The organism is Pseudomonas cimarronensis, from assembly GCF_049331905.1.
Taxonomy (GTDB): Bacteria; Pseudomonadota; Gammaproteobacteria; order Pseudomonadales; family Pseudomonadaceae; genus Aquipseudomonas.
Genome location: NZ_CP186283.1, coordinates 195,043 through 221,017 on the forward strand (window position 1 = coordinate 195,043; position 25,975 = coordinate 221,017).

General features: G+C 60.3%; 25 protein-coding genes. All 25 read left to right on the forward strand.

The window, feature by feature from the left end; all coding sequences use genetic code 11:
- Positions 1 to 6 precede the first annotated feature (6 nt).
- Positions 7 to 1,212, forward strand: a complete 1,206-nt coding sequence (locus ACOCLD_RS00855) for a quaternary amine ABC transporter ATP-binding protein (protein ID WP_257779127.1) — start codon at positions 7 to 9, stop codon at positions 1,210 to 1,212.
- Positions 1,205 to 2,086 (forward strand): choline ABC transporter permease subunit, encoded by an 882-nt coding sequence (gene choW, locus ACOCLD_RS00860; protein WP_233685373.1) that lies wholly within the window; start codon positions 1,205 to 1,207, stop codon positions 2,084 to 2,086. Before ACOCLD_RS00855 ends, choW begins: the two co-directional genes overlap by 8 nt.
- 32 nt (positions 2,087 to 2,118) lie before the next feature.
- Positions 2,119 to 3,063, forward strand: a complete 945-nt coding sequence (locus ACOCLD_RS00865; protein ID WP_422910499.1) for a choline ABC transporter substrate-binding protein — start codon at positions 2,119 to 2,121, stop codon at positions 3,061 to 3,063.
- Positions 3,064 to 3,370: 307 nt separating this feature from the next.
- A complete protein-coding gene (locus ACOCLD_RS00870; protein WP_422910500.1) occupies positions 3,371 to 4,231 on the forward strand; it encodes a glycine betaine ABC transporter substrate-binding protein in 861 nt (286 codons plus the stop codon).
- Positions 4,232 to 5,462: 1,231 nt separating this feature from the next.
- The gene (locus ACOCLD_RS00875) at positions 5,463 to 5,909 is read left to right on the forward strand and encodes a hypothetical protein (protein ID WP_422910501.1); all 447 of its coding nucleotides are present in this window, start codon (positions 5,463 to 5,465) and stop codon (positions 5,907 to 5,909) included.
- 102 nt (positions 5,910 to 6,011) lie between these two features.
- A complete protein-coding gene (locus tag ACOCLD_RS00880) occupies positions 6,012 to 6,602 on the forward strand; it encodes a YiiX/YebB-like N1pC/P60 family cysteine hydrolase (RefSeq protein WP_422910502.1) in 591 nt (196 codons plus the stop codon).
- 215 nt (positions 6,603 to 6,817) lie between these two features.
- Positions 6,818 to 7,636, forward strand: a complete 819-nt coding sequence (locus ACOCLD_RS00885) for a hypothetical protein (protein ID WP_422910503.1) — start codon at positions 6,818 to 6,820, stop codon at positions 7,634 to 7,636.
- 55 nt (positions 7,637 to 7,691) lie between these two features.
- Positions 7,692 to 7,901 carry a DUF2986 domain-containing protein gene (locus ACOCLD_RS00890; RefSeq protein WP_422910504.1) on the forward strand — a complete coding sequence of 70 codons (210 nt, stop codon included), beginning with the start codon at positions 7,692 to 7,694 and terminating at the stop codon, positions 7,899 to 7,901.
- A gap of 40 nt (positions 7,902 to 7,941) precedes the next feature.
- Positions 7,942 to 8,247 carry a cupin domain-containing protein gene (locus ACOCLD_RS00895; protein WP_257779120.1) on the forward strand — a complete coding sequence of 102 codons (306 nt, stop codon included), beginning with the start codon at positions 7,942 to 7,944 and terminating at the stop codon, positions 8,245 to 8,247.
- A 73-nt stretch (positions 8,248 to 8,320) separates the two neighbouring features.
- Positions 8,321 to 9,226: an endonuclease/exonuclease/phosphatase family protein gene (locus ACOCLD_RS00900; RefSeq protein ID WP_422910505.1), complete on the forward strand. Its 906-nt coding sequence runs from the start codon at positions 8,321 to 8,323 to the stop codon at positions 9,224 to 9,226.
- Between the two features lie 62 nt (positions 9,227 to 9,288).
- The gene (locus ACOCLD_RS00905; protein WP_282874240.1) at positions 9,289 to 9,597 is read left to right on the forward strand and encodes an NIPSNAP family protein; all 309 of its coding nucleotides are present in this window, start codon (positions 9,289 to 9,291) and stop codon (positions 9,595 to 9,597) included.
- A gap of 29 nt (positions 9,598 to 9,626) precedes the next feature.
- A complete protein-coding gene (locus ACOCLD_RS00910; protein WP_422910506.1) occupies positions 9,627 to 10,169 on the forward strand; it encodes a DinB family protein in 543 nt (180 codons plus the stop codon).
- Between the two features lie 31 nt (positions 10,170 to 10,200).
- Positions 10,201 to 10,437 carry a helix-hairpin-helix domain-containing protein gene (locus tag ACOCLD_RS00915; protein WP_422910507.1) on the forward strand — a complete coding sequence of 79 codons (237 nt, stop codon included), beginning with the start codon at positions 10,201 to 10,203 and terminating at the stop codon, positions 10,435 to 10,437.
- Positions 10,434 to 11,129, forward strand: coding sequence for an L-2-amino-thiazoline-4-carboxylic acid hydrolase (locus tag ACOCLD_RS00920; protein WP_422910508.1), 696 nt, complete (start codon positions 10,434 to 10,436; stop codon positions 11,127 to 11,129). The genes ACOCLD_RS00915 and ACOCLD_RS00920 overlap by 4 nt, the downstream gene beginning before the upstream one ends.
- A 130-nt stretch (positions 11,130 to 11,259) precedes the next feature.
- Complete coding sequence (betI, locus tag ACOCLD_RS00925) at positions 11,260 to 11,850, forward strand: transcriptional regulator BetI (protein ID WP_392541250.1); 591 nt, start codon at positions 11,260 to 11,262, stop codon at positions 11,848 to 11,850.
- Positions 11,851 to 12,205: 355 nt separating this feature from the next.
- The gene (betB, locus tag ACOCLD_RS00930; protein WP_422910509.1) at positions 12,206 to 13,678 is read left to right on the forward strand and encodes a betaine-aldehyde dehydrogenase; all 1,473 of its coding nucleotides are present in this window, start codon (positions 12,206 to 12,208) and stop codon (positions 13,676 to 13,678) included.
- Between the two features lie 163 nt (positions 13,679 to 13,841).
- Entirely contained in the window at positions 13,842 to 15,530 is a 1,689-nt protein-coding gene (betA, locus tag ACOCLD_RS00935) for a choline dehydrogenase (RefSeq protein ID WP_422910510.1), read from the forward strand.
- A gap of 301 nt (positions 15,531 to 15,831) precedes the next feature.
- A complete protein-coding gene (gene argS / locus ACOCLD_RS00940) occupies positions 15,832 to 17,571 on the forward strand; it encodes an arginine--tRNA ligase (protein WP_422911744.1) in 1,740 nt (579 codons plus the stop codon).
- Positions 17,572 to 18,255, forward strand: a complete 684-nt coding sequence (locus ACOCLD_RS00945; RefSeq protein ID WP_422910511.1) for an SPOR domain-containing protein — start codon at positions 17,572 to 17,574, stop codon at positions 18,253 to 18,255.
- Between the two features lie 142 nt (positions 18,256 to 18,397).
- On the forward strand, positions 18,398 to 18,928 hold the full coding sequence (hslV, locus tag ACOCLD_RS00950; RefSeq protein ID WP_233685389.1) for an ATP-dependent protease subunit HslV: 531 nt from the start codon (positions 18,398 to 18,400) through the stop codon (positions 18,926 to 18,928).
- Between the two features lie 27 nt (positions 18,929 to 18,955).
- Positions 18,956 to 20,296 (forward strand): HslU--HslV peptidase ATPase subunit, encoded by a 1,341-nt coding sequence (gene hslU / locus ACOCLD_RS00955; RefSeq protein WP_233685390.1) that lies wholly within the window; start codon positions 18,956 to 18,958, stop codon positions 20,294 to 20,296.
- A gap of 311 nt (positions 20,297 to 20,607) precedes the next feature.
- Positions 20,608 to 20,982, forward strand: a complete 375-nt coding sequence (locus ACOCLD_RS00960; RefSeq protein ID WP_422910512.1) for a gamma-butyrobetaine hydroxylase-like domain-containing protein — start codon at positions 20,608 to 20,610, stop codon at positions 20,980 to 20,982.
- A gap of 373 nt (positions 20,983 to 21,355) precedes the next feature.
- Positions 21,356 to 23,035 carry a class II poly(R)-hydroxyalkanoic acid synthase gene (gene phaC, locus ACOCLD_RS00965; protein WP_257779109.1) on the forward strand — a complete coding sequence of 560 codons (1,680 nt, stop codon included), beginning with the start codon at positions 21,356 to 21,358 and terminating at the stop codon, positions 23,033 to 23,035.
- A 154-nt stretch (positions 23,036 to 23,189) separates the two neighbouring features.
- Positions 23,190 to 24,050, forward strand: coding sequence for a poly(3-hydroxyalkanoate) depolymerase (phaZ, locus tag ACOCLD_RS00970; protein ID WP_257779108.1), 861 nt, complete (start codon positions 23,190 to 23,192; stop codon positions 24,048 to 24,050).
- A gap of 205 nt (positions 24,051 to 24,255) precedes the next feature.
- The gene (phaC, locus tag ACOCLD_RS00975) at positions 24,256 to 25,938 is read left to right on the forward strand and encodes a class II poly(R)-hydroxyalkanoic acid synthase (RefSeq protein ID WP_422910513.1); all 1,683 of its coding nucleotides are present in this window, start codon (positions 24,256 to 24,258) and stop codon (positions 25,936 to 25,938) included.
- The last annotated feature ends 37 nt before the right edge of the window (positions 25,939 to 25,975 follow it).

The following is a 25,975-nucleotide window of genomic DNA, read 5'->3' on the forward strand; positions in this document are numbered from 1 at the left end:
CATCCCATGCAGTCTGGAAAAATCGTCGTCGAAAACCTCTACAAGGTGTTCGGCGCAGAGCCACAGGAAGCCATAGACCTCCTCAAAGAGGGATGGAGCAAGGAACGAATTCTTGCGGAAAAAGGCGCAGTTATCGGCGTCAGCGACGTGTCCTTCAGCGTCGAGGAAGGTGAAATTTTCGTGCTGATGGGCCTCTCCGGCTCCGGCAAGTCCACTCTGATCCGCCTGATCAACCGCCTGGTTGAACCCAGTGCCGGCAACGTCTACATCGATGGGCAGAACGTCGCCAAGATGCCCAAGGCGGAGCTTATCGACCTGCGCCGCCGCGACATGAGCATGGTCTTCCAGTCCTTCGCCCTGATGCCCTCGCGCAGCGTGCTGGACAACGCCGCGTTCGGCCTGGAAGTGGCCGGCAAGAGCAAAAAGGCGCGTGAAGAGCGCGCCATGCAGGTACTCAAGCAAGTCGGCCTGGACAGCTTTGCGCACAAGATGCCGCATGAACTGTCCGGCGGCATGCAACAGCGCGTCGGCCTGGCCCGCGCCCTGGCGGTCGACCCGTCAATGATCATCATGGACGAGGCGTTTTCCGCCCTTGACCCGCTCAAGCGCCGCGAGATGCAGGACGTGCTGCTGGAGCTGCAAAAGACCGACCGCCGCACCATCATCTTCGTCTCCCACGACATCGAAGAAGCCATGCGCATCGGCACCCGCATCGGCATCATGGAAGGCGGCAAACTGGTTCAGGTCGGCACCCCGCAGGAGCTGATCGACAACCCCGCCAACGATTACGTGCGCAACTTCTTCAACACCGTCGACACCAACCGCTACCTCACCGCCGGCCAGCTGATGGCCGACAGCGTGCCGCTCTACGTGCACAACGGCAAAGCACCGGACGCGCAGAAGGTCTGCCAGGAACTGCAGGCGCTGGACAAGCACTACGCCTTTATCGTCGACGAGCAAAACACCTTCCAGGGCTCCATCAGCCTGGAGAAGATCGCCCTGCTGGTCGAAGGCGGCACCACCTGCGGCCTCGACAGCAGCGTCCTGAAATCGATCAAACCGGTTCCCGAAGACCTGCCGCTGGATCAGGTGATTGAACGCCTGGTGGACAACGAAGGGCCGATCCCGGTGGTCGACAGCAATGGCCGTTACAGCGGCGCCATCAGCAAAGGCCGGCTGCTGACCCGCCTGCAGGGAGAGTTCCATGAGTGAGAAAAAACTCGACCTGGGCAGCTGGGTCAACGACGTGGTGCAGCACCTGCTGGACAACTATAGCGATGGCTTCGACAGCATCGGCGCGGTGGTCAACGGCTTCTCCGAAGGCATCGAATGGCTGCTGATGCTGCCACCGGCCTGGCTGCTGATCGCCATCTTCGTCGGCCTCGGCCTGTGGCGCATCAGCTACAAGTTCGCCATCTTCACCGCCGTGGCCTTTATTCTGATCGTCATGACCGGCTTCTGGGAGCAGACCGTGGTCACCCTCGGCCTGACCTTCTCCGCCACCCTGATCAGCCTCTTGCTCGGCGTACCGCTGGGCATCTGGGCGGCGCGCAGCGAGCGAGTGGCGACCATCATCCGGCCGATTCTCGACTTTATGCAGACCATGCCGGCGTTCGTTTACCTGATCCCCGCCGCCATGCTCTTCGGCCTCGGCCGTGTGCCGGGGATCATCGCCACGGTGATCTTCGCCATGCCCCCAGCGGTGCGCCTGACCAACCTGGGCATCCGCCAGGTGAATAAAGAGATCATCGAAGCCGGCCAATCCTTCGGCTGCACCCCGCGTCAGCTACTGTTCAAAGTCCAGCTGCCCAATGCCATGCCGTCGATCATGGCCGGGGTCAACCAGACCATCATGATGGCCCTGTCGATGGTGATCATCGCCTCGATGGTCGGCGCCGGCGGCCTGGGCAACGACGTACTGGCGAGTATCCAGCGCCTGGACATCGGCCTGGGTTTTGAAAGCGGCATGGCCGTGGTGTTGCTGGCGATCATTCTCGACCGCATCACGGAAAGTTTCGGGACCCCGCAAACCGCCAAGCGCCGCAGCGTGTTCGGCTGGTTCAGCGGCAAACTTCAACGTCAGTAAGCCTTAGCTTTTGCCATCACAGGGAGTCGCAGATGAAAACGATTAAACAGCTCGCAGGTGTCGGCCTGCTCTCCGTGGCCATGTTGCAAAGCGCCTGGGCGCAGGAGCCGGAGAGTTGCAAGATGGTGCGCTTCGCCGAAATCGGCTGGGCCGACATCGCCGCCACCACCGGCGTGGCCATGACCCTCAGCGAAGGCCTGGGCTACCAGACCCGCAAGATCATGGCCTCCGTGCCCATCGCCTTTACCGGCGTGCAGAAAGGCCAGATCGACGTCTTCCTCGGCTACTGGGCGCCCTCGATGGACCCGGTGATTGAGCCCTTCACCAAGGATGGCGGCGTCAAAGTACTGCCCAAGGCCAACCTTGAAGGCGCCAAATACACCCTCGCCGTGCCGACCTACGCCGCAGAAGCCGGGCTGAAAAGCTTTGCCGACATCGCCAAGTTCAAGGACCAGCTGGGCGGCAAGATCTTCGGCATCGAACCTGGCAACGACGGCAACCTGCTGATCGAAGGCATGATCAAAAGCAACCAGTTCGGCCTCGGCGACTTCAAGATGGTCGAGTCCAGCGAAGCCGGCATGCTGGTTCAACTACAACGTGCGGTTAAGAAGAACGAACCCGCCGTGTTCCTCGGCTGGGCACCGCACCCGATGAACACCCAGTTCGACATCACCTACCTGGAAGGTGGCGATGACGTGTTCGGCCCGGACTTCGGCGCCGCCAAGGTCTACACCGTCGTGCCGCCAGATTACGAAGCGCGCTGCGCCAACGTCGGCAAACTGCTGAACAACCTGCAGTTCACCGTGGAAATCGAAAGCCAGTTGATGGAAAAGGTTCTGGATAAACAGAACCCGACCGAAGTCGCCAAAGAGTGGATCAAAGCCAACCCGGCGATCCTCGACCAGTGGCTGGCCGGCGTGACCACCTACGACGGCCAGGACGGCGTTGCAGCGGTGAAAAAACACCTAGGCCTGTAAGCCAAACCCCGCGCCGCCCCCTTTATCTGCGGGCGGCGCGGTTAGTGGATTCACCTATTTAGCAACTCAGCCAGCGAGGCCACACGGCCATCGCTTGGTCTTTTGCGGCCCGAATTTAACGCATCACGCCCGAGCAACACCGGCCCACTCCCTCGCCCCTTTGGGGAGAGGGCTGGGGAGAGGGGCAATGCACAAGCCCTCTCAAGCAAGCCATAACCACGCAAAGCAGTACCAACCCAGCTAGGCCCGCAAGAAGAACGCGCCAGTAACTCACTGAACTGCCACTCTCACTGACGGAGCACACCCTATGCGAAACCTGAAGAACCGCTGCCTGCAAAGCCTCGGCGTCGCCGCCCTGGCCCTCGGCATGAGCAGCGCCATGGCGGCGGAAAAACCCACCCTGAACATCGGCTACGTCAACGGCTGGGACGACAGCGTCGCCGCCACCCATGTCGCCGGGGAAATCCTGCAAAGCAAACTCGGCTACACCGTAGCCCTCAAGCCCGTAGAACCGGCCATCATGTGGCAAGGCGTAGCACGTGGCGACCTCGACGCCACCCTCTCTGCCTGGCTGCCCGCCACCCACGGCGAATACTTTGCAAAACTCAAAGACAAGGTCGAAGTGCTCGGCACCAACTACGCCGGCGCGAAAATCGGCCTGATCGTGCCGGACTACGTAGAAGCCAAAACCATCGCCGACCTGCAAACCTACGCTAAAGACTTCGACGGCAAAATCACTGGCATCGACGCTGGCGCCGGCGTGATGCGCCGCACCGAAGACGCGATCAAGGAATACGCCCTGGCAGACATCAAACTGATGCCAAGCTCCGGCCCGGCCATGGCCACCGCCCTGACCCGCGCCGAGAAAAACAAACAAGCCATCGTCGTCACCGGCTGGATCCCGCACTGGATGTTCGCCAAATGGAACCTGCGCTTCCTCGAAGACCCGAAAAAAGTCTTCGGCGATGACGAACACGTCGACACCGTGGCCAACCCCAGCCTCACCAGCAAAGCCCCAGAAGCTGCGGCCTTCCTGAAGAAATTCTCCTGGAGCGGTGAAGAAGTCGGCGCCGTCATGCTCGCCATCCGCGACGGCGCCAAACCAGAAGACGCCGCCAAAGACTGGATCAGCAAAAACCCAGAGCGCGTCGCCGAGTGGCTTAAATAAGCCACGGCACCACTTCTATATATAAGCGGGCTACGGCCCGCTTTTTTATGCCTGCGAAATGACGGCGGAGAATGTTCTAGACAGGGGGAGATGGGGGTGGATAGGGTTGGGCCTAGCCAAACTGTCGCCTAACCTCGGCCGCTTTCTGCACCTTCGCGGCATTGTGCGTGGGACATAGACAGGATGCAGTAGATAGGATGGCGTTATGCGACAGGAAAACGCGACATTGGTATGTCGCATAATTAATAGTTAGGTGCTCACATGCTCATACTAATCCGCATCATTCTTAGCCTTACCGCTTTAAGTGTCGGACTTGGTGTATTCGGTGCTATTGGGTCATGTATTGGGGCACGAAATTGTGAATCGTCACTAGGCGAAAGTCTTTCTTGGGCTTTTCTTATTTCAGCACCTTTCGCCATCTCAGCGCTAACGCTCAATAGCCGAAAAAAGACCACATCAATTATTAATTTAGCGTGTTTAGCAACAGTCGCTGCGTTTGTTTGCTTTCTGTTTTCCTCAAGAGCTATACCATGGAACCTAATTAGCGCCATTAAATTTATAACACACGGAAGAGAAATCGATTTCCTCATGTTTCTAGTCGGCATTTTCCCGTCAATACTTATACATACATCTCTCGTCTGCATGCTGTGTATGACGCCAAAAAATATCAAAACCCTTAAAGAGCAAAAGAACAGACACAACTTGGCGGCCGACACCTAACAAACGGTTCAAATCGCTCGCTTCGCTCACTGGGACGGGCTAAAGCCCGCCCCTTAACCAAACGTTAGGCTCATGAAAACTATACTTGCGTCGCTATGGATACTTCTGTTTTCAGCAATAAGCTACATTGTTGCTTATGAGGCTTATACATCTCCAAATGAGACAAATCACGCAGTAGATTTCGCGCTAATAGGTTTCATACTCATAAATTTCCCTGCAGGTCTTTTAAATTTTGTAAATCCGTTCTGGGATAATTTCACTGAAATAGGGATTTCACTCGGCCTCACTATCGCTTGGTCAGAAGCCATTCATGTCATTCTCACAAACGGTATTCTTGGCTATCTTTGGTGGTTCGTAGCCTTTCCAAGAATCATAAAATTCGCGCGTTCATGAGCCTAACAAAAGGTTCAAAACGTTCGCTTCGCTCTCTGGGACGGGCTAAAGCCCGCCCCTTAACCAAACGTTAGGCGTATACACAGGTCATGAGATGCAAAATGTACTGAGAACCTTCATGGAAACGACTGCTAAAAACAAGCAGATACAACAAGTTGTTGCCGAGGGAATCTTTACAAATACTTCCACAAATACAGAAACGCTTAATTTTCCAGGTGCAGTTTATGGGTTCTGTGTTCGCCTTAACGAATTAGAACGTAATGCTGTCTTTGCAGAAGCCCAGCAAAAGAGAACCACCCGCCTCAACAGCGTTCAAGAATGGAAGCCGCTGGAGGTAGATATTTACCCACTTTATTGGGGCAAAGACAAAATGCTCGGCGCACGAATTCACCAGCACCGTAAGAACACGAAAGCTACTGGCCTTGCGCGCTTATGTGCATATGAAACTTTGCACGGAAAGGAAATTGCCTGCGTCGCGTTGACGGTAACGAAGTATTCAGAACTTGAGTCTGCACTTCAAACCACACGACCTCACCTATTGTTGGCAGTTACTCGTGTCCTTTAGAACGCCTAACAAGTGGTTCAAATCGCTCGCTTCGCTCACTGGGACGGGCTAAAGCCCGCCCCTTAACCAAACGTTAGGGCTTTTTCCAAGCCAGGAGGAAATATGAAAACCGGAGATATTATTTTCACCCAACTGGGATCTGCCACCAACGCTATTTCAGCAGTGACAGAGGGTTACAAAGGGGCCAGAGTCAATCATGTTGGAATAATCATTGAAAACGAGCTAGGAAAGTTTGTACTAGAAGCATTCCCTCCAGAAGTCAGACTGACCAACATAAATATCTTTATCAAAAGATCTTGGGATGAGTTTAAAAATCCGAGATATATAATTTCCCGCCTAAAACCCGAATACAATCACATGATTGAAAAGGCCTTAGACTATGGCCTTTCACAAAGAAACATCCCATATGACCACCGATACTTACCAGACCAAGCCGCTCTGTACTGCAGCGAGCTTCTTGTAGATATGTTTAAACATGCAAATGAAGGAGATTATTTCTTCAAAGAGTCTCCAATGAGCTTCCGCGATACCGAAACTGGCGAAATTCATGAATATTGGATTCGCCATTATCGAGATTATTTTGGTATGCCTGTACCTGAAGGTGAGGCAGGTTCGAACCCGGGAGACATGAGCAAGGATGAAAGAATTCATATATACGATGTAGTTGGCAATATTAGCGGTTACAAGCCCTAACAACTGGTTCAAATCGTTCGCTGCACTCACTGGGCCGGGCTAAAGCCCGCCCTTTAACCAAAATTTGTGCTTTATATTTTTTGTATTGTGCACACCCGTATCAACGCACGTTTGCCTGCGCGAGGGAGGAAGCAAACTTTTGTGTAATCAGGCTTAGGCCACCCTTCAACTCAGCGTCTGCAACAGTCCCTTAAAATGACTGGAGTCTTAAAAACATGATGAAAATTTATCTATTTTTTGTACTTGCTGCGGCTGGTTTGATCGCGCAACCCGCATTGGCGAACTATCCGTGCCCGGGTGGCCCTGGGCCTGGTGAGCAGCAAATTGGCGTTGGCGGTGGCTCGCATGGCGTTGCCGCTGTTCCTTTGTGTGTGGCCACCGGTGGAGGGTCTGATGCTGGTGGGGTTTATAGCGCTGGCGGTGGGTATGTGGGCGGTTATCGATGTGACGGCTGCAATATTTTTGCTGACCCCGGCCCGCCCAGTTACGACGCCATGAGCATCGCCATCAACGAACAGGCGGCCAGAAACGTAGAACTCCAAAAGCTGATGCAGGAAGCCGAAGCAAACTTGCAAAAGCTGGAAGCGGACCCGGAATACCAACGCTACAAGCAGGGCGAATGGAAAATCTTTCAGGGTAAGAAAGATTCGGCCCCCGGAGACAATTGCGTTGCCATGTGGAGCAAAGAGGCCGGCGCGGTCAGTATTGTCGGCCCCGGAAAAGCCTATCAGGGTGGCATGCTGATCTTCTGGAGCGCAGATATTCCCAGGCCATCGGACACGCAAACTGTAGCGGTGACGCTTAAACAGTCGAAGTACCAAGCGCAGTCGGTAAACGCGTTGAATTTTTCAGTACCGAATATTCCGGCCGGCGCGATTGGCCTGACGGTGCCAAACATTGAAGCGGCGCTGAACACCATGCTGGATGTTGAGCATTTCATCGTGGAGATGGGTGGGCGTGCGGTTGCAGATATCGACTGGACCGATGGCTTGGCAGCGCGAGCCAAGCTGAACCAATGCGTCAGCAACCGCTAGGTTGTTCGGCAAAAGCGCTTTTCGTATTCCCTATTCACCAACCCGGCCCTAAAAAATGAACCGCCGCAAGAAAATCAAACAGCTACTCGAAGCGCATGCCAAAAAGGCCAACGCGAAAAAAGCACCTAAGAAGAAATCCACCTATATCAGCAAAGCCGACCGTTTAAAGCTGGCCGCTGAAGCCAGCCAAGAAGCAGCTAATGTTGCGTCCGAACCAACGGAGTCGGACTCGACCGCTCAAACCCAAGACGAAACACAGCCATAAATTCAATAAGCCGCAATGGACTACAAGGAAGAACTTTCATATGCCAGGCCAATACCCAAACCGGATCAAGCAACTGCCCTTATTCGATGGCCGCTTTGACGCCTATAAGCTTGAGGCCAAAGACAGCACCGTTCTGTTCGCCTCCTACCCTGCTGGCACCTCCATCCCGCCGCATACCCATGACACCGATAACCATGGCGTGATCACACGTGGCGAGTTGATCCTGACGCTGAACAACCAGACGATCCGGGTTGGCGTCGGCGAGTGGTATCACGTACCTGCACACGTTGAGCACTCGGCTGTCTTTGAGGTCGAGACCGATGAGGTTGAATTCTGGTTTGTGTAGGCACGACAAGCCCTTGGATAAATCTGATAGATCCAAGCCAGCCCAAAGCGCTATCCGGGCCCGCCGCATTTATATGCTGGCGCTGCTGTGCCTACTCGGCCTGCTGCTGCCGCTGCTCTCACACCTGCTCGCTGGCGTAACGGGCACGCTGGCCTGGCTGATCGATCTGGCCAGCCATTGGCAGTGGCTGTTCTTGTTGGGGCTCGTGGTGTTTGCCGGACTGGCTTGTTGCCGCGATAAGCGCTGGGCCGTTTTGTTGTTGGCGTTGCCGTTACCCTGGCTGACGGCATCCGCGCCGGCACCGACTGGCGAGCCGCAGGCTCAGGTGTTGGCCGTGGCCAGTGCCAACGTCCATCTGCATAGTCGCAACATCAAGGCACTGGCCGCATGGTTGGCCCAGGAAAAGCCGGATGTGCTGGTGCTGCTGGAGGTTTCCCCGGCCTATGCGCAAGGCTTGCGCACGCTGCGCGATTATCCCTTTCAACACATCGTTGCCGAAGACAGCCCCTTTGGCATCGCCGTGCTGTCTCGCCACCCACTGCAGCAGATCGAGGTAATCGAGGATGCGCAGGGGATTGCCCATATCGAGGCGCTACTGCATTGGCACGGTCAGCCGGTTGGGATTATCGCCCTGCACCCGATGCCGCCGCTCGCACCGCAGTATCACAGCGTGCGCAACGCCAAGCTCGCGGCCCTGGCCAGGCACGCCACAGCCAGCGGCATACCGACGGTTTTAGCCGGCGACCTGAATGCCACACCCTGGTCGTCGGCCTTTAGCGGGCTGGCGCAATTGGGTTTACGCCGTGCCAGCGGTTTGGCCGCGACTTGGCCAGCCGTTTTGCAGGGCGTGCTCGGGCTGCCTATCGACCATGTACTGGTCACGCAGCATTGGGCCGTAGCAGCGCGTAAGGTAGGCCCACAGCTGGGTTCGGATCACTTGCCGGTGCTGGTTCACCTGGTGCCCACGCTAGAGAAATAAAGGCGACAGGTTTACCTTGCCTAACCGCCCGCACCTGCCATTCCAAACATTGAGGGACCAGCATGATCACCTGCCACATCCGCTATGTGCTCGACCCGCGCAAACTCAAGGAATTCGAGCATTACGGCAAGTTGTGGATTGCCCTGGTGGCGAAGTTTGGCGGCACGCACCACGGTTACTTTCTGCCGTCCGAGGGTGCCAACAATATCGGCCTGGCGATGTTCAGCTTCCCCAGCCTGGCGGAGTATGAGCAGTATCGGCTGAAATCCTTTGCCGACGCCGAGTGCCTGGCGGCCTTCAAATATGCGGAAGAGACTCAGTGCATCATCAGCTACGAGCGCACCTTCTTCCGTCCGGTATTTGATGCCTGACTGAACCTTTATTTGCCGAGTTAAGCACCATGTCCCAGCTCGCCCACTTCCAGTTAATGGCCCGCTATAACGCGTGGATAAATGACAAGCTCTACGCGGCCGCCGGCCAACTGTCGCCGCAGGCGCTGAGTGAGGATCGCGGGGCGTTTTTCCCGTCCATCCTCGCCACGCTTAACCATATTGCGGTGGCCGATATCATCTGGCTCAAGCGCTTTGCCGAGCACCCGGCCTGCACAGAGCTGCGCGCGGCGATCAGCGATTTACAGCGGCCGTCGGCGCTGGATCAGCTGCTATTCGACACCTTCGCGCCGTTGCAGACGCTGCGCAGCCGGCTGGATGGGCATATCAGCGACTGGGTGGCGGCGCTGAGCGAGGCAGACCTGGAATATGTGCTGGCCTACGGCAATATGAAGGGAGTACCAGCGCAGCGCCCCTATGCCGGCCTGATGCTGCATTTCTTCAATCACCAGACTCACCATCGCGGCCAGGCCAGCACGTTGTTGTTCCAGGCCGGTCAGGATATCGGCGTGACCGATTTGCTGGCGCTAATCGCCGATGTTGACCCGCGCTAACGCCCACAACCAGCGGACAGGACGTCACAGCATGGCTTTTAACCCAACCGAACGCCTCAGCCTGCTCGCCATCAAGGGCGTTGGCCCCACGGTGATCAAGCGCTTCGAGGAGCTGGGCATCGACTCCCTGGCGCAATTGGCCACGTACCGGGCCGAGGATATCGCCGAGATGGTAGCTGCCATGCTCGGCAGCACCTGCTGGAAGAACAGCCCGCAGGCCAAGGCCGCGCTGAATGCGGCCATCGCCAGAGCCAAAGAGAGCCAATGAAGCCCCTCGCCCTGCTGCGGGTTTATCTGCCGTCGATGGCCTTTCGCCAAGCAGCGCAGGTGCAGCTGGGTAGCTGTTTGCCGGCGATTACAGCGGCAGCGGTGTGGCTCAGAACCCTGGAAATACAGCGTGAGTTGCAAGGCTTGCGGGTGCGCCACTCGCCTGGGGTGAAGTTGCTGCTGCGTTATATGCAGTGGGATTACGCGCTGTACCGCGCCTTGCAGGAGCACGGCATAGCCCCGCAGCAGGCCGGCGAGTGGATCGAGCAGATCAACTGGCAGATCTTCGCCCCGGCCAGCGCCCTGGCCTTCAAGCTGTCGCACCTGCGCAGCCGCCGTCTGCAAACACGTATCCAGTGGCTGCTCGATGCGCTGTTCAACCTGGTGTTTACCCGCCCGTTTCGCCGCACCACCCTGCCCGCCGTCGCGGGCGTGGCCTTTGATGTGCAGGTGTGCCCGCTGGCCAGTTACCTGCGCGAGCAGGGTGCACCAGAGCTGACCCATTTTGCCGCGTGCAGCCTGGATTACCGTATGGCCAGCGATTGGGGCGTGACGCTGCAACGCAGGCAAACCCTCGCCGGCGGCGCGGCGTATTGTGATTTTCGCTTTAGCGTGCCGCCCACCGAGCTGATTGCCCGCTCCGGCGCAACGGCCGAGCACAGCACCTCGCATCAGGCGGAAAAGCAGCCGTAAAGCGCTCGGCAGCGGGGCATATCCCTGACCGACAGGTCATCCCTGGAACGTCATGTTTGATTGATCGCTCAACAATAACCGGCCTAGACTGCGCGCATTCCGGGGACGCCCCCTATCGACGGAGAAGCCGATGCCCAAGGTTGGAATGCAACCGATCCGCCGCTCGCAATTGATCGCGGCGACCCTTGAAGCAGTGGATCAGGTCGGCATGAGCGATGCCAGCATCGCCTATATCGCGCGGATCGCCGGGGTCTCCAACGGCATCATCAGTCACTATTTCCGCGACAAGAACGGCCTGCTCGACGCCACCATGCGCCACCTGATGCAGGCGCTCAGCGATGCCGTGCGCGAACGCCGCGCCAGCCTGCCGCCGGACCAGCCACGCGAGCACCTGCGGGCGATGATTGAAGGCAACTTCGATGACAGCCAGGTCAACGGCCCGGCGATGAAAACCTGGCTGGCGTTCTGGGCCACCAGCATGCACCAGCCGGCGCTGCGGCGTTTGCAGCGGGTCAACGACCACCGCCTGTATTCCAACCTGTGCGGGCAATTCCGCCGGGTGTTGCCGCAGGATCAGGCGCGCAGCGCAGCCCGTGGCCTGGCGGCGTTGATCGATGGGTTGTGGCTGCGCGGTGCGCTGTCCGGCGAAGGCTTCGACACCCGCCAGGCGATTGAGATCGCTTACGAATACCTTGATCTGCAATTGGCCAAGGCGCAGTAAACCTCGCGCACCTTCCGCCGAGGCGCTAGCTGAGTGGACTGCCGTAGCAATGCTCAGCTTTTGTAGGAGCGGGCTTGCCCGCGATTCGCGGTAACTCGAATAACATCGCGGCCAAGGCCGCTCCTACATACCCCGCAGACCCAGCCAGCACGGCTGGCGAGCACTTGATTGGCGCATAGCCTCAAACAACCTCAATACCACCGCCTACACGCCCGGCGTGTCGTGTTTGGCTGCGCACTGTCGTTTTTATTGATTGATCGTTCAATTAAGATAATTTAGCCTTGCGTCTATATTGCCTACACCGACGACTTGCGCCAGGCGGCTCGCGTCGCCCACCGCCCACGAGGAACGCGCCATGCCCCGCTTCGACGAACAGCAGCTTTATATCGGTGGCCGTTATGTAGCGGCCAGCAGTGGCCAGACGTTTGAGAGCATCAACCCGGCCAACGGTGAAGTGCTGGCCAAGGTGCAGCGCGCCAGCCAGGCGGACGTGGAATTGGCCGTGGCCAGCGCCAGCGAAGGCCAGAAGGTGTGGGCCGCGATGACCGCCATGCAGCGCTCGCGCATCCTGCGCAAGGCCGTGGATATTCTGCGCGAGCGCAACGATGAGCTGGCCGAGCTTGAAACCCTCGACACCGGCAAGCCGCTGAGCGAAACCCGCTACGTCGATATCGTCACCGGCGCGGACGTGCTGGAGTATTACGCCGGGCTGATTCCAGCCATCGAAGGCGAGCAGATCCCGCTGCGCGACACCAGTTTCGTCTACACCCGCCGCGAGCCGCTGGGCGTAGTTGCCGGCATCGGCGCGTGGAACTACCCGATCCAGATCGCCCTGTGGAAATCCGCCCCGGCCCTGGCCGCTGGCAACGCGATGATCTTCAAACCTAGCGAAGTCACCTCGTTAAGCGCGCTGAAACTCGCCGAGATTTACACCGCCGCCGGCCTGCCCGATGGCGTGTTCAACGTGCTGACCGGCAGCGGCCGTGAAGTTGGCCAGTGGCTGACCGAGCACCCGGGCATCGAGAAGATTTCCTTTACCGGCGGCACCGTCACCGGCAAGAAGGTCATGGCCAGCGCCTCCAGTTCGTCGCTCAAGGAAGTGACCATGGAGCTGGGCGGCAAGTCGCCGCTGATCGTGTTCGAGGACGCCGACCTCGACCGCGCCGCCGACATCGCGGTGATGGCCAACTTCTACAGCTCCGGCCAGGTCTGCACCAACGGCACCCGCGTGTTCGTGCCGCGCATGTTGCAGGCGCGCTTCGAGGCCAAGGTGCTGGAGCGGGTCAAACGCATCCGCCTCGGCGATCCACTTGCCGAGGCCACCAACTTCGGCCCGCTGGTCAGCGCGGCACATATGGAAAGCGTGCTCGGTTATATCGACAAAGGCCGCAGCGAAGGCGCACGCCTGCTGATCGGCGGCAACCGCGTGACCGAGGGCGACTACGCCAAGGGCGCCTATGTCGCGCCGACGGTGTTCACCGACTGCAAGGACTACATGACCATCGTCCGTGAAGAAATCTTCGGCCCGGTGATGAGCATTCTGATCTACGACAGCGAAGAGGAAGTGATCCGCCGCGCCAACGCCACCGAATACGGCCTGGCCGCTGGCGTGGTGACCCGCGACCTGAACCGCGCGCACCGCGTGATCCACAAGCTGGAAGCCGGCATCTGCTGGATCAACACCTGGGGCGAGTCGCCAGCAGAAATGCCAGTTGGCGGTTACAAACAGTCCGGCGTCGGCCGCGAAAACGGCCTGACCACCCTGGCGCACTACACGCGGATCAAATCGGTACAGGTTGAGCTGGGCGGCTACACCTCGGTGTTCTGACCACTGTGTTGTGGGAGGGGCTTTAGCCGCGACACCTTTCGCGGCTAAAGCGGAACGCCGCCCGACCCCTACCACGAATTGAATCGCCGCCCCGTAGCCCGGATGCAATCCGGGAACAGTCACCGCGTTTTCCCCGGAGTGCATCCGGGCTACAGGAGCTTTTATGCCCCAGGAATTCGACTACATCATCATCGGCGCCGGCTCGGCCGGTAACGTGCTGGCCACCCGCCTGACCGAGGACGCCGACGTCAGCGTGCTGCTGCTGGAAGCCGGCGGCCCGGACTACCGCCTGGATTTCCGCACCCAGATGCCCGCCGCCCTGGCCTTCCCGCTGCAAGGCCGGCGCTACAACTGGGCCTACCTGACCGACCCCGAGCCGCATATGAACAACCGCCGTATGGAGTGCGGGCGCGGCAAGGGCCTGGGCGGCTCATCGCTGATCAACGGCATGTGCTACATCCGCGGCAACGCCATGGATTACGACGGCTGGGCCGAGGAAAAGGGCCTGGAAGACTGGAGCTACCTGGATTGCCTGCCATATTTCCGCAAGGCGGAAACCCGCGATATCGGTGCCAATGCCTACCACGGCGGCGACGGCCCGGTGAGCGTGACGACGCCGAAAAACGGCAATAACCCGCTGTTCCACGCCATGATCGAAGCCGGCGTGCAGGCCGGTTACCCGCGTACCGACGACCTCAACGGCTACCAGCAGGAAGGCTTCGGCCCGATGGACCGCACCGTCACGCCCAAGGGCCGCCGCTCCAGCACTGCACGCGGCTACCTCGATCAGGCCCGCCAGCGGCCGAACCTGACCATCGTTACCCACGCCCTCACCGACCGCATTCTGTTCAGCGGCAAGCGCGCCACTGGTGTGGCTTATCTGCTGGGCGACAACGACACGCCAATCACCGTTAACGCGCGCCGCGAAGTGCTGCTGTGCAGCGGCGCGATTGCCTCGCCGCAGGTGCTGCAACGCTCCGGCGTCGGCCCGGCGGCGCTGCTACGCGAGCTGGACATCCCGCTGGTGCACGATCTGCCCGGCGTCGGCCAGAACCTGCAGGACCACCTGGAGGTGTACCTGCAATACGCCTGCAAGCAGCCAGTGTCGCTGTACCCGGCGCTGCAATGGTGGAACCAGCCGATGATCGGCGCCAACTGGCTGTTCCTCGGCAAGGGCATCGGCGCCAGCAACCAGTTCGAGGCCGGCGGCTTTATCCGCTCAAGCAGCGAGTTCGAATGGCCGAATATCCAGTACCACTTCCTGCCGGTGGCAATTAACTACAACGGCAGCAACGCGGTGAAGGAGCACGGTTTCCAGGCGCACATGGGCTCCATGCGCTCACCGAGTCGTGGCCGTATCCAGATCAAATCCAAAGACCCACGCCAGCACCCGAGCATCCTGTTCAACTACATGGCGCACGAGCAGGATTGGCGCGAGTTCCGCGACGGCATCCGCATCACCCGCGAAATCATGGCGCAGGCCGCGCTGGACCCGTACCGCGGTCGCGAGATCAGCCCCGGCGCCGAGCTGCAAACCGACGCCGAACTGGACGCCTTTATCCGCGAACATGCAGAAACGGCCTACCATCCGTCGTGTTCCTGCAAGATGGGTGAAGACGCTATGGCGGTGGTCGACGGCCAGGGCCGGGTACATGGCATCGACGGCCTACGGGTGGTGGATGCCTCGATCATGCCGCTGATCGTTACCGGTAATCTGAATGCGCCGACCATCATGATGGCCGAGAAGATCGCCGACAAAATCCGCGGCCGCGCCCCACTGCCACGTAGCACGGCGCCGTATTTCGTCGCCGGTAATGCGGCCGTACGCGGCACCGCACAACGCTCCGCTTAACAACCTATCCGGGACTAGTGCTCAGAGCGTGTAGCTCTTGTAGGAGCGGGCTTGCCCGCGAAGGTCGACAGAAAAACATCGCGGCCAAGGCCGCCCCTACGAGTTAGCAAAATCCGCCGCAATCTTTGCTTGAGCACAGCCTCTAGTCAGGCCGGACGCGGCGTGATTGGCCACCCAGAACGCCGACCTTTAGCCCGGTGCAACCACAGGCGGCTTGATGCTGCAGGCGAAGCACGTCGATAATGCGCAGTTTTCAACCAGCGCCATTGTGCGCCGCCGCCATCGGCCGACCGAGCAGACCATGAAAGACAGCATTCGCCACCTGATTCAGCAAGCCCTGACCCGCCTCACTGCCGACGGCGTGCTGCCGGAGGGCCTGACTCCGGCCATTCAGGTGGAGAACACCAAAGACAAGGCCAACGGCGATTTCGCCAGCAACATCGCCATGATGCTGGCCAAGCCGGCCGGCATGAAACCGCGCGACCTGGCCGAGAAGCTGATCGCTGCGCTGCCGGCTGACGCCGGTATCAGCAAGGTCGAAATCGCCGGCCCGGGCTTTCTCAACTTCTTCCAGAACACCCAGACCCTGGCCGCGCGCCTGGACACGCTGCTGGCCGACGCCAAGCTGGGTGTACGCAAAGCCGGCCCGGCGCAGCGCGTGGTGGTTGATCTGTCCGCCCCCAACCTGGCCAAAGAGATGCACGTTGGTCACCTGCGCTCGACCATCATCGGTGACGGCGTGGCGCGGGTTCTGGAATTCCTCGGCGACGAGGTGATCCGGCAGAACCACGTGGGCGACTGGGGCACCCAGTTCGGCATGCTGCTGGCCTATATGCAGGAAAACCCGGCGGCCGCCGAAAGCGAGTTGGCCGACCTGGAAGGCTTCTACCGCGCGGCGAAGAAGCGCTTCGACGACTCCCCGGAGTTCGCCGAGCGCGCCCGTGAACTGGTGGTGCAACTGCAAGCTGGCGATGCCGAGTGCCTGCGCCTGTGGCACCGCTTCAACGATATTTCCCTGAGTCACTGCCAGGCGCTGTATGACCGCCTGGGGGTGAAACTGAACATGGCCGACGTCAAGGGCGAGAGCGCCTACAACGACGACCTGGCCAATGTGGTCGCCGACCTCAAGGCCAAAGGCCTGCTGACCGAAGACAACGGCGCGCAATGCGTGTTTATGGACGAGTTCAAGAACGCCGAAGGCAACCCGCTGCCGCTGATCGTGCAGAAGGCTGGTGGCGGCTACCTGTACGCCACCACCGACCTGGCTGCCACCCGCTACCGCGCCAACGTATTGAAAGCCGACCGCGTGCTGTACTTCGTCGACCAGCGCCAGGCCCTACACTTCCAGATGGTCTTCGCCGCTGCGCGCCTGGCTGGTTTCGTCCCGGCCAGCCTGCAGATGGAGCATATGGGTTTCGGCACCATGAACGGCGCCGACGGCCGCCCATTCAAGACCCGCGACGGCGGCACCGTGAAGCTGGTCGACCTGCTCGATGAAGCCGAGGAGCGCGCCTACACCCTGGTCAAAGGCAAAAACCCCGAGCTGGATGAAGCCGAGCTGCGCCAGATCGCCCGCGCCGTGGGCATCAGTGCGGTGAAATACGCCGACCTGTCCAAGCATCGCACCAGCGATTACCGCTTCAACTTCGAGCTGATGCTGAGCTTCGAAGGCAACACCGCGCCGTACCTGCTGTACGCCTACACCCGTGTGGCCAGCGTGCTGCGCAAAGTGGGCAAGGGCTTCGACCAACTGGACGGCCAACTGGACCTGCAGGCTGCCCAGGAAATCGACCTGGCCGGCAAGCTCGCACAGTTCGCCGAAGTGCTCGGCGGCGTGGCCGACAAGGGCGAACCGCACCTGCTCTGCGCCTACCTGTATGACCTTGCCGGGCTGTTCTCCAGCTTCTACGAAAACTGCCCGATCCTCGCTGCCGAGGACGAAGGCGTGCGCAACAGCCGCCTGCGCCTGGCGGCCCTCACCGGCCGCACCCTCAAGCAGGGCCTGCAGCTGCTCGGTCTGGAAACCCTGGAGCGCATGTAAGTGGCCGCCAAGAAGAAGCCCGCCGCCAAGCGCGGTGCCAGCCGCTACCAGGCTCCGGCGAAAAAGCCGGTGCCGGGCTGGTTCTGGCTGGTCTGCGGGCTGGTGATCGGCGGCTTTATGGTGTTTCTGTTCAGCCTGGAGCCCGGCCGCGACGAGATCAAGCGCAGCAAGGTCGAACAGGCGCGCGCCAACCAGGCCACCAAACCACCGGCCAACAAGCCCGCCAACAGCGAGCCGGCCAAACCCAAGTACGACTTCTACACCCTGCTACCGGAGTCGGAAGTGATCCTGCCGCCACAGGCCATCGAACAACCGCCGGCCGTGCCTGAGCAGAAACCGGTCAGCCCGGAAGAAGCCGCGAAGATCGACGCCGCCCGTGCCGAGGCCGCGCTCAACGGCCAGGTGCCGCCACCGCCGCCAGTGGTCGCCAAAGGACCGGTCAGCTCGCAGTTTTTCCTCCAGGCGGGCTCGTTCCGTCGCAAGGACGATGCCGACGCCCTGCGCGCGCAGATCATCCTGCTCGGGCAGAACGTGCAGGTGGAATCCGGCACGGTGCGCGAGGAAACCTGGCACCGTGTACTGGTCGGCCCGTTCGCCACCCGCGAGCAGCTCGGTCAGGCGCAGAAATCCCTGGCCGGCAGCGGCTTCAGCAATCTGTTGTTACAGCAGCGCCAGGTGCAATAAAACCCAGGCCTGGCGGGCCCTGCGGCAAGTTCTGCCGACTATTTGTCGGACACTGGCTACCGCAGGGCTTGAAGCAGGCGCGCACAGCCCCCACTTCATTCGGCATTGGGCACTTTCGCCCCGCTGCGTGGAGACTCTCCCCTTGACCACCATCGTTTCAGTGCGCCGCAACGGCAAAGTCGTCATGGGCGGCGACGGCCAGGTGTCCCTAGGCAATACCGTGATGAAAGGCAACGCGAAAAAAGTCCGTCGCCTCTACCACGGCCAGGTGCTGGCCGGCTTTGCCGGTGCCACTGCCGACGCCTTTACCCTGTTCGAGCGCTTCGAAGGCCAACTGGAAAAACACCAGGGCCATCTGATCCGCGCCGCCGTCGAGCTGGCCAAAGACTGGCGTACCGATCGTTCGCTGAGCCGCCTGGAAGCCATGCTGGCGGTGGCCAACAAGGACGCATCCTTGATCATCACCGGCAACGGTGACGTGGTTGAGCCCGAACACGGTCTGATCGCCATGGGCTCCGGCGGTGGTTTCGCCCAGGCCGCAGCCATGGCCCTGCTGCAGAAAACCGACTTGAGCGCCCGCGAAATCACCGAAACCGCGCTGAACATTGCCGGCTCTATCTGCGTGTTCACCAACCAGAATTTAACTATCGAGGAAGAAGACTGCGCTGAATAAGCGCGCTCTCCTCTGGAGTACCCCCGCATGTCCATGACGCCCCGCGAGATCGTTTCCGAACTCAACCGCCACATCATCGGCCAGGACGACGCCAAACGCGCCGTGGCCATTGCCCTGCGCAACCGCTGGCGGCGCATGCAGCTGCCCGCCGAGCTGCGCCAGGAAGTAACACCGAAGAACATCCTGATGATCGGCCCCACCGGCGTCGGCAAAACCGAAATTGCCCGGCGTCTGGCCAAGCTGGCCAATGCCCCGTTTATCAAGGTGGAAGCGACCAAGTTCACCGAAGTCGGCTATGTCGGCCGCGATGTCGAGTCGATCATCCGTGACCTCGCCGATGCGGCGATCAAGATGCTGCGTGAGCAGGAGATGATCAAGGTCCGCCACCGCGCCGAGGACGCCGCCGAAGAGCGCATTCTCGATGCCCTGCTGCCGCCGGCCCGCACCGGCTTCAACGAAGAAGCCGCACCGAGCAGCGACTCCAACACCCGTCAGCTGTTCCGCAAACGCCTGCGTGAAGGCCAGCTGGACGACAAGGACATCGAGATCGAAGTCGCTGACGCGCCGGCCGGCATCGAAATCATGACCCCACCGGGCATGGAAGAGATGACCAACCAGCTGCAGAGCCTGTTTTCCAACATGGGCAAAGGCAAGCGCAAGAGCCGCAAGCTCAAGGTCAAGGAAGCCCTGAAAATGGTGCGCGATGAAGAAGCCGCGCGCCTGGTCAACGAGGAAGAACTCAAGGCCCAGGCCCTGGAAGCCGTGGAGCAGAATGGCATCGTGTTTATCGACGAGATCGACAAGGTGGCCAAACGCGGCAACACCGGTGGCGCCGATGTATCCCGTGAAGGCGTGCAGCGCGACCTGCTGCCGCTGATCGAAGGCTGCACGGTGAACACCAAGCTGGGCATGGTGAAGACCGACCACATCCTGTTTATCGCTTCCGGCGCCTTCCACCTGAGCAAGCCGAGCGACCTGGTGCCCGAACTGCAAGGCCGCCTGCCGATTCGCGTGGAGCTGAAAGCCCTGACCCCGCAGGACTTCGAGCGCATCCTCAGCGAACCGCATGCCTCGCTGACCGAACAATACGCCGCGCTGCTGCACACCGAAGGCCTGGGCATCCAGTTCGCCCAGGACGGCATCAAACGCATCGCCGAGATCGCCTGGCAGGTCAATGAGAAGACCGAGAACATTGGCGCTCGCCGCCTGCACACCCTGCTCGAACGCCTGCTGGAAGAAGTCTCCTTCAGCGCCGGCGACCTGGCCGGGCAGCAGAATGGCGCGCCCATCGTGATCGACGCCGCCTACGTCAACAGCCACCTCGGCGAGCTGGCGCAGGACGAAGACCTGTCGCGCTATATCCTCTAAAAACCTGCCTACGATCTGCTGCGCGTCGGCCCTGCGGCGTTAAAAACAGGTTCGGAAAGCCGCTTGCGGCTAACGCACCTTAGTGCGGTCCCGAAGGGGCGAGTGAAACGAGTAATGCTCATGTACAACTCGTACACTGCGCTTCCTCGCCGTTTTGACCAGCCAAAGGCTGTTACTAACGTAGCGCCTTGCATGGCTCTAGCTCGCAAGATCGTAAACAGTTTTTAACAGCAGTCTGTAGGAGCGAGCTTGCTCGCGATTTGGCATGATCGCGAGCAAGCTCGCTCCTACATTTCCTGCGGAACCCGCCCATGCGTATCCCCACCGCGATCAAACTGCACAAAGCCTCGAAAACCCTGGAGCTGCATTACGGGGCGGACGAGCGTTACACCCTGTCCGCCGAGTTTCTGCGCGTGCATTCGCCCTCGGCCGAAGTGCAAGGCCATGGCAAGCCGATCCTGCAAACCGGCAAGCTCGGCGTAGGCCTGAGCAAGATCGAGCCCGCAGGCAATTACGCCCTCAAGCTGACCTTCGATGATGGCCACGACAGCGGTCTGTTCAGCTGGGACTATCTGGAACAGCTGGCCATCCGGCAAAACGAGCTGTGGAACGATTACCTGACCGCCTTGGCCGCCGCCGGCAAATCCCGCGACCCTAGCGAGAGCGTGGTACGCCTGCTGCTCTGATGCCCACGTGCGGCCTGTCAGGTACAGCCCCATGCAGCCTCGGTTTTTTCCTCAGGACGAACCTGCCGGGCGACAATCTGCCGCAGCGCAGCAACCCCTCTAGGCCGTTGCTCCTGGCCGGTTAGAGCGCATTTTCTAATCCTTCTCTGCATACTTGTCGTGCATTCGGCCAAGATAGCGGCCAGCTTGCACAAATTCACAAACTCGGGTAACCAAGTAGTTGGAAGTTTTCCTGTTTCTGGCCAGGCCAGTTGCAGGAAAGATTGCGGAGCGATCCGCCCTTGGTAATCCGGGCAATACCTGGCCCTTAGCCCTGTGTCGCCGTGCACAGCCGTATGCCGGTATTTCGTCTCAGGACAATGGAGCGTTGTAGATGACAGATAAGAATAATGATGACCTGAAACACCAGGCCTCCGAGAACACCCTGGGTCTTAACCCGGTCATCGGCATCCGTGGGAAAGACCTGCTCAGCTCGGCGCGTATCGTGCTCAAGCAAGCCATCAAGCAACCGCTGCACAGCGCCAAACACCTTGCCCACTTCAGCCTCGAACTGAAGAACGTGATGCTCGGTCAATCCGACCTCACCCCCGCCGAAGGCGATCGGCGCTTTGCCGACCCGGCCTGGAGCCAGAATCCGCTGTACCGCCGCTACCTGCAGACCTACCTGGCCTGGCGCAAGGAGCTGCATGACTGGGTCGAGCACAGCAACCTGTCCGAGCAAGATGCCAGCCGCGGTCACTTCGTGATCAACCTGATGACCGAAGCCATGGCCCCAACCAACAGCATGGCCAACCCGGCGGCGGTAAAACGCTTCTTCGAGACCGGCGGCAAGAGCCTGCTCGATGGTCTCTCGCACCTGGCCAAGGACATCGTCCACAACGGCGGCATGCCCAGCCAGGTCAACATGAATGCCTTCGAGGTCGGCAAGAACCTCGCCACCAGCGACGGTGCGGTGATCTTCCGCAACGACCTGCTGGAACTGATCCAGTACAAGCCGATCACCGAGCAGGTGCACGAACGCCCGCTGCTGGTAGTACCACCACAGATCAACAAGTTCTACGTCTTCGACCTGTCGCCGGAAAAGAGCGTGGCGCGCTTCCTGCTGCGCAACGGCGTACAAACCTTCGTGGTGAGTTGGCGCAACCCGACCAAGGCGCACCGTGAGTGGGGCCTGTCGACCTATATCGAAGCCCTGAAAGAAGCCATCGACGTGGTTACCGCCGTCACCGGCAGCAAGGACGTCAACATGCTCGGTGCCTGCTCCGGCGGCCTGACCACCACCTCGCTGCTCGGCCACTACGCCGCGCTGGGTGAGAAGAAGGTGCATGCACTGACCCTGCTGGTCAGCGTGCTGGATAACCGCCTGGAAACCGACGTAGCGCTGTTCGCCGACGAGAAGAGCCTGGAGCTGGCCAAGCGCCGCTCCTACCAGGCCGGCGTGCTGGAAGGCAGCGACATGGCGAAAGTCTTCGCCTGGATGCGCCCCAACGACCTGATCTGGAACTACTGGGTCAACAACTACCTGCTCGGCAACGAGCCACCGGTGTTCGACATTCTCTACTGGAACAACGACACCACCCGCCTGCCGGCTGCGCTGCATGGCGAGTTTATCGAGATGTTCAAGTCCAACCCGTTGATCCGCGCCAATGCCCTGGAAGTCTGCGGCACGCCGATCGACCTCAAGCAAGTCACCAGCGATCTGTACTGCGTGGCCGGCACCACTGACCACATCACGCCGTGGGAGTCGTGCTACAAGTCGGCCAAGTTGTTTGGCGGCAACGTCGAGTTCGTGCTGTCCAACAGCGGGCACATCCAGAGCATTCTCAACCCGCCGGGCAACCCGAAAGCACGCTACATGACCAACACCGAGTTGCATGCAGACCCGAAAACCTGGCAAGCCACCTCCACCAAGCACGCCGACTCCTGGTGGCTGCATTGGCAAACCTGGCTGGCCGAACGTTCCGGCGCCAACAAAAAGGCCCCGACCCAACTCGGCAACAAGAAATACCCGGCCGGCGAAGCAGCGCCTGGCACCTACGTTCACGAACGTTGAACACTGCGCACTGCGCATCACTGCCCGCGACACTGGAGGTGTCGCTCGCCCGCCGGGTCATTTGACCGGGCGTGGCGAACCAGGCTCGCCCTGGCGTTTCTGGAAAAGACCCGGAGGGTCTGATCCAGCGTTTTAACTGATAGGGCTTCTGCGCATGTCGCTACCTTTCACATTCCGCACCATCGAACTGGACGGCCAGACCATCCGCACGGCCGTTCGCCCCGGCAACGGCAAAATGACCCCACTGCTGATCTTCAACGGCATCGGGGCCAACCTGGAGCTGGTCATGCCATTCGTGCGGGCGCTTGATCCGGGCCTGGAGGTCATCGCATTCGACGTCCCCGGCGTCGGCGGCTCGTCCACACCCAGCACACCGTACCGTTTCCCGGGTTTGGCCAAACTGGCCGCGCGCATGCTCGATTACCTCGACTACGGCCAGGTCAATGCAATTGGCGTGTCCTGGGGTGGTGCGCTGGCGCAGCAGTTCGCCCACGACTACCCAGAGCGCTGCAAGAAACTGATTCTTGCCGCCACCTCGGCCGGCGCGGTAATGATCCCCGGCAAACCCAAGGTGCTCTGGTGCATGGCCAGCCCACGCCGCTATGTACAGCCCTCCTATGGCGTACAGATCGCCCCGGAAATCTACGGCGGCGCCTTCCGCCGCGACCCGAAACTGGCCCTGGCGCATGCCAGTAAAGTCCGTTCGGGCGGCAAGATGGGCTACTACTGGCAGCTGTTTGCTGGCTTGGGTTGGACCAGCATCCACTGGCTGCACAAGATTCGCCAACCGACGCTGGTCATGGCCGGCGACGACGACCCGCTGATCCCGCTGGTGAATATGCGTCTGCTGGCCTGGCGGATTCCCAACTCGGAACTGCACGTGATCGATGACGGCCACCTGTTCTTGGTGACTCGCGCCGAGGCCGTGGCACCGATCATCATGAAGTTCCTCGAAGAGGAACGGCAACGCGCCGTGATGCATCCGCAACCCACGGCGGCACGTAGCAACGGCTAAACGCACCACCGCTGGGCAGGACGCCTGGTTACACGCACAGAGGCTGTGCCGGCAGTACAGTGCTTGACCCGTTTCCGGGCACGTTGTATTACCTGAGACTTGGCGCGCGGCAGTCTGGAACGCACCTTGCGCGCGCGTTGGTATAAGCCTTGCTGCTTATCCATCAACCTTGAAGTCTCACGGTTTGACGACGGAGTGTTGCCCCATGCGAGACCAACCCGCCAAACGCGCCCTGCCCGTACGCAGCAGCGTGATGAATGCCCAGAACGCAGTGGTTGGTCTACGCGGCCGCGATCTGTTCTCCACTCTGCGCAGCCTGGCCCTACAAGGGGTCAAGCAACCCATCCACAGCGCCCGCCATGCGCTGGCCCTGGGCGGACAGCTGGGGCGTGTGCTACTCGGCGACAAGCCATTCAAGGTCAACCCGCAAGACCCGCGCTTCGCCGACCCCACCTGGCGTGACAACCCGCTCTACAGCCGCGGCCTGCAAGCCTACCTGGCCTGCCAGAAGCAGCTGAACAGCTGGATCGACGAGAGCAACCTGGACGCCGATGACCGTGCCCGCGCACGCTTTGTCGCCACCTTGCTCGGCGACGCCCTTGCGCCCAGCAACACCCTGCTCAATCCGCAGGTGATCAAGGAACTGTTCAACAGCGGCGGCAGTAGCCTGTTCAAGGGCGTGACGCACCTGTTCGATGACCTGGTGAACAACGACGGCATGCCCAGCCAGGTCAGCAAGCACGCTTTCGAGGTCGGCCGTAACCTGGCCACCACCAGCGGAGCTGTGGTGTTTCGCAACGAGTTGCTGGAGCTGATCCAGTACAAACCGATGAGTGAAAAGCAGTACGCCAAGCCGCTGCTGATCGTGCCGCCGCAAATCAACAAGTTCTATATCTTCGACCTCTCCAGCGAGAAGAGCTTCGTCCAATACGCCCTGAAGAACGGTCTGCAAACCTTTGTCATCAGCTGGCGCAACCCCGATCCTCGGCACCGTGAATGGGGCCTGTCGAGTTATGTCGAAGCGCTGGAAGCGGCCATCGACGCCTGCCGCGACATCACTGGCAGTAAAGACGTCAACCTGCTCGGCGCCTGTGCCGGCGGCCTGACCATCGCAGCCCTGCAAGGCCATCTGCAGGCCAAACGCCAGCTGCGCAAGGTGGCCAGTGCCACCTACATGGTCAGCTTGCTCGACAGCCAGATCGACAGCCCGGCCATGCTGTTTGCCGATGAGCTGACCCTCGAAGCCGCCAAGCGTCGCTCCTACCAGCAAGGTGTGCTGGATGGCCGCGACATGGCGCGGGTGTTCGCCTGGATGCGCCCCAACGACCTGATCTGGAATTACTGGATCAACAACTACCTGCTCGGCAAACAACCGCCGGCCTTCGACATCCTTTACTGGAATAACGACAACACCCGCCTGCCGGCCGCCCTGCATGGCGACCTGATCGACTTCTTCAAGCACAACCCGCTGACCCACCCGCGCGGTCTGGAAGTCTGTGGCACGCCGGTGGACCTGCAGAAGGTCACGGTCGACAGCTTCAGCGTCGCCGGGATCAACGACCACATCACCCCCTGGGACGCGGTGTATCGCTCGACCCTGCTGCTGGGCGGCAACCGGCGCTTTATTCTGTCCAACAGCGGGCATATCCAGAGCATTCTCAACCCACCGGGTAATCCGAAATCCAATTACCTGGAGAACCCCAAGCTCAGCGGCGATCCGCGCGCCTGGTACCACGATGCCGAGCACGTGCAAGGCAGCTGGTGGCCGGTATGGCTGAAATGGATGCAGGAGCGCTCAGGCGAGCAGAAAGACACCCTGCTGGCCCTGGGCAACCAGAACCATCCCGCGATGGAAGCCGCACCGGGCACCTACGTGCACGTACGCTGAAGTACTCGCATGATCAAACTGGCCGCAACCTGTTGCG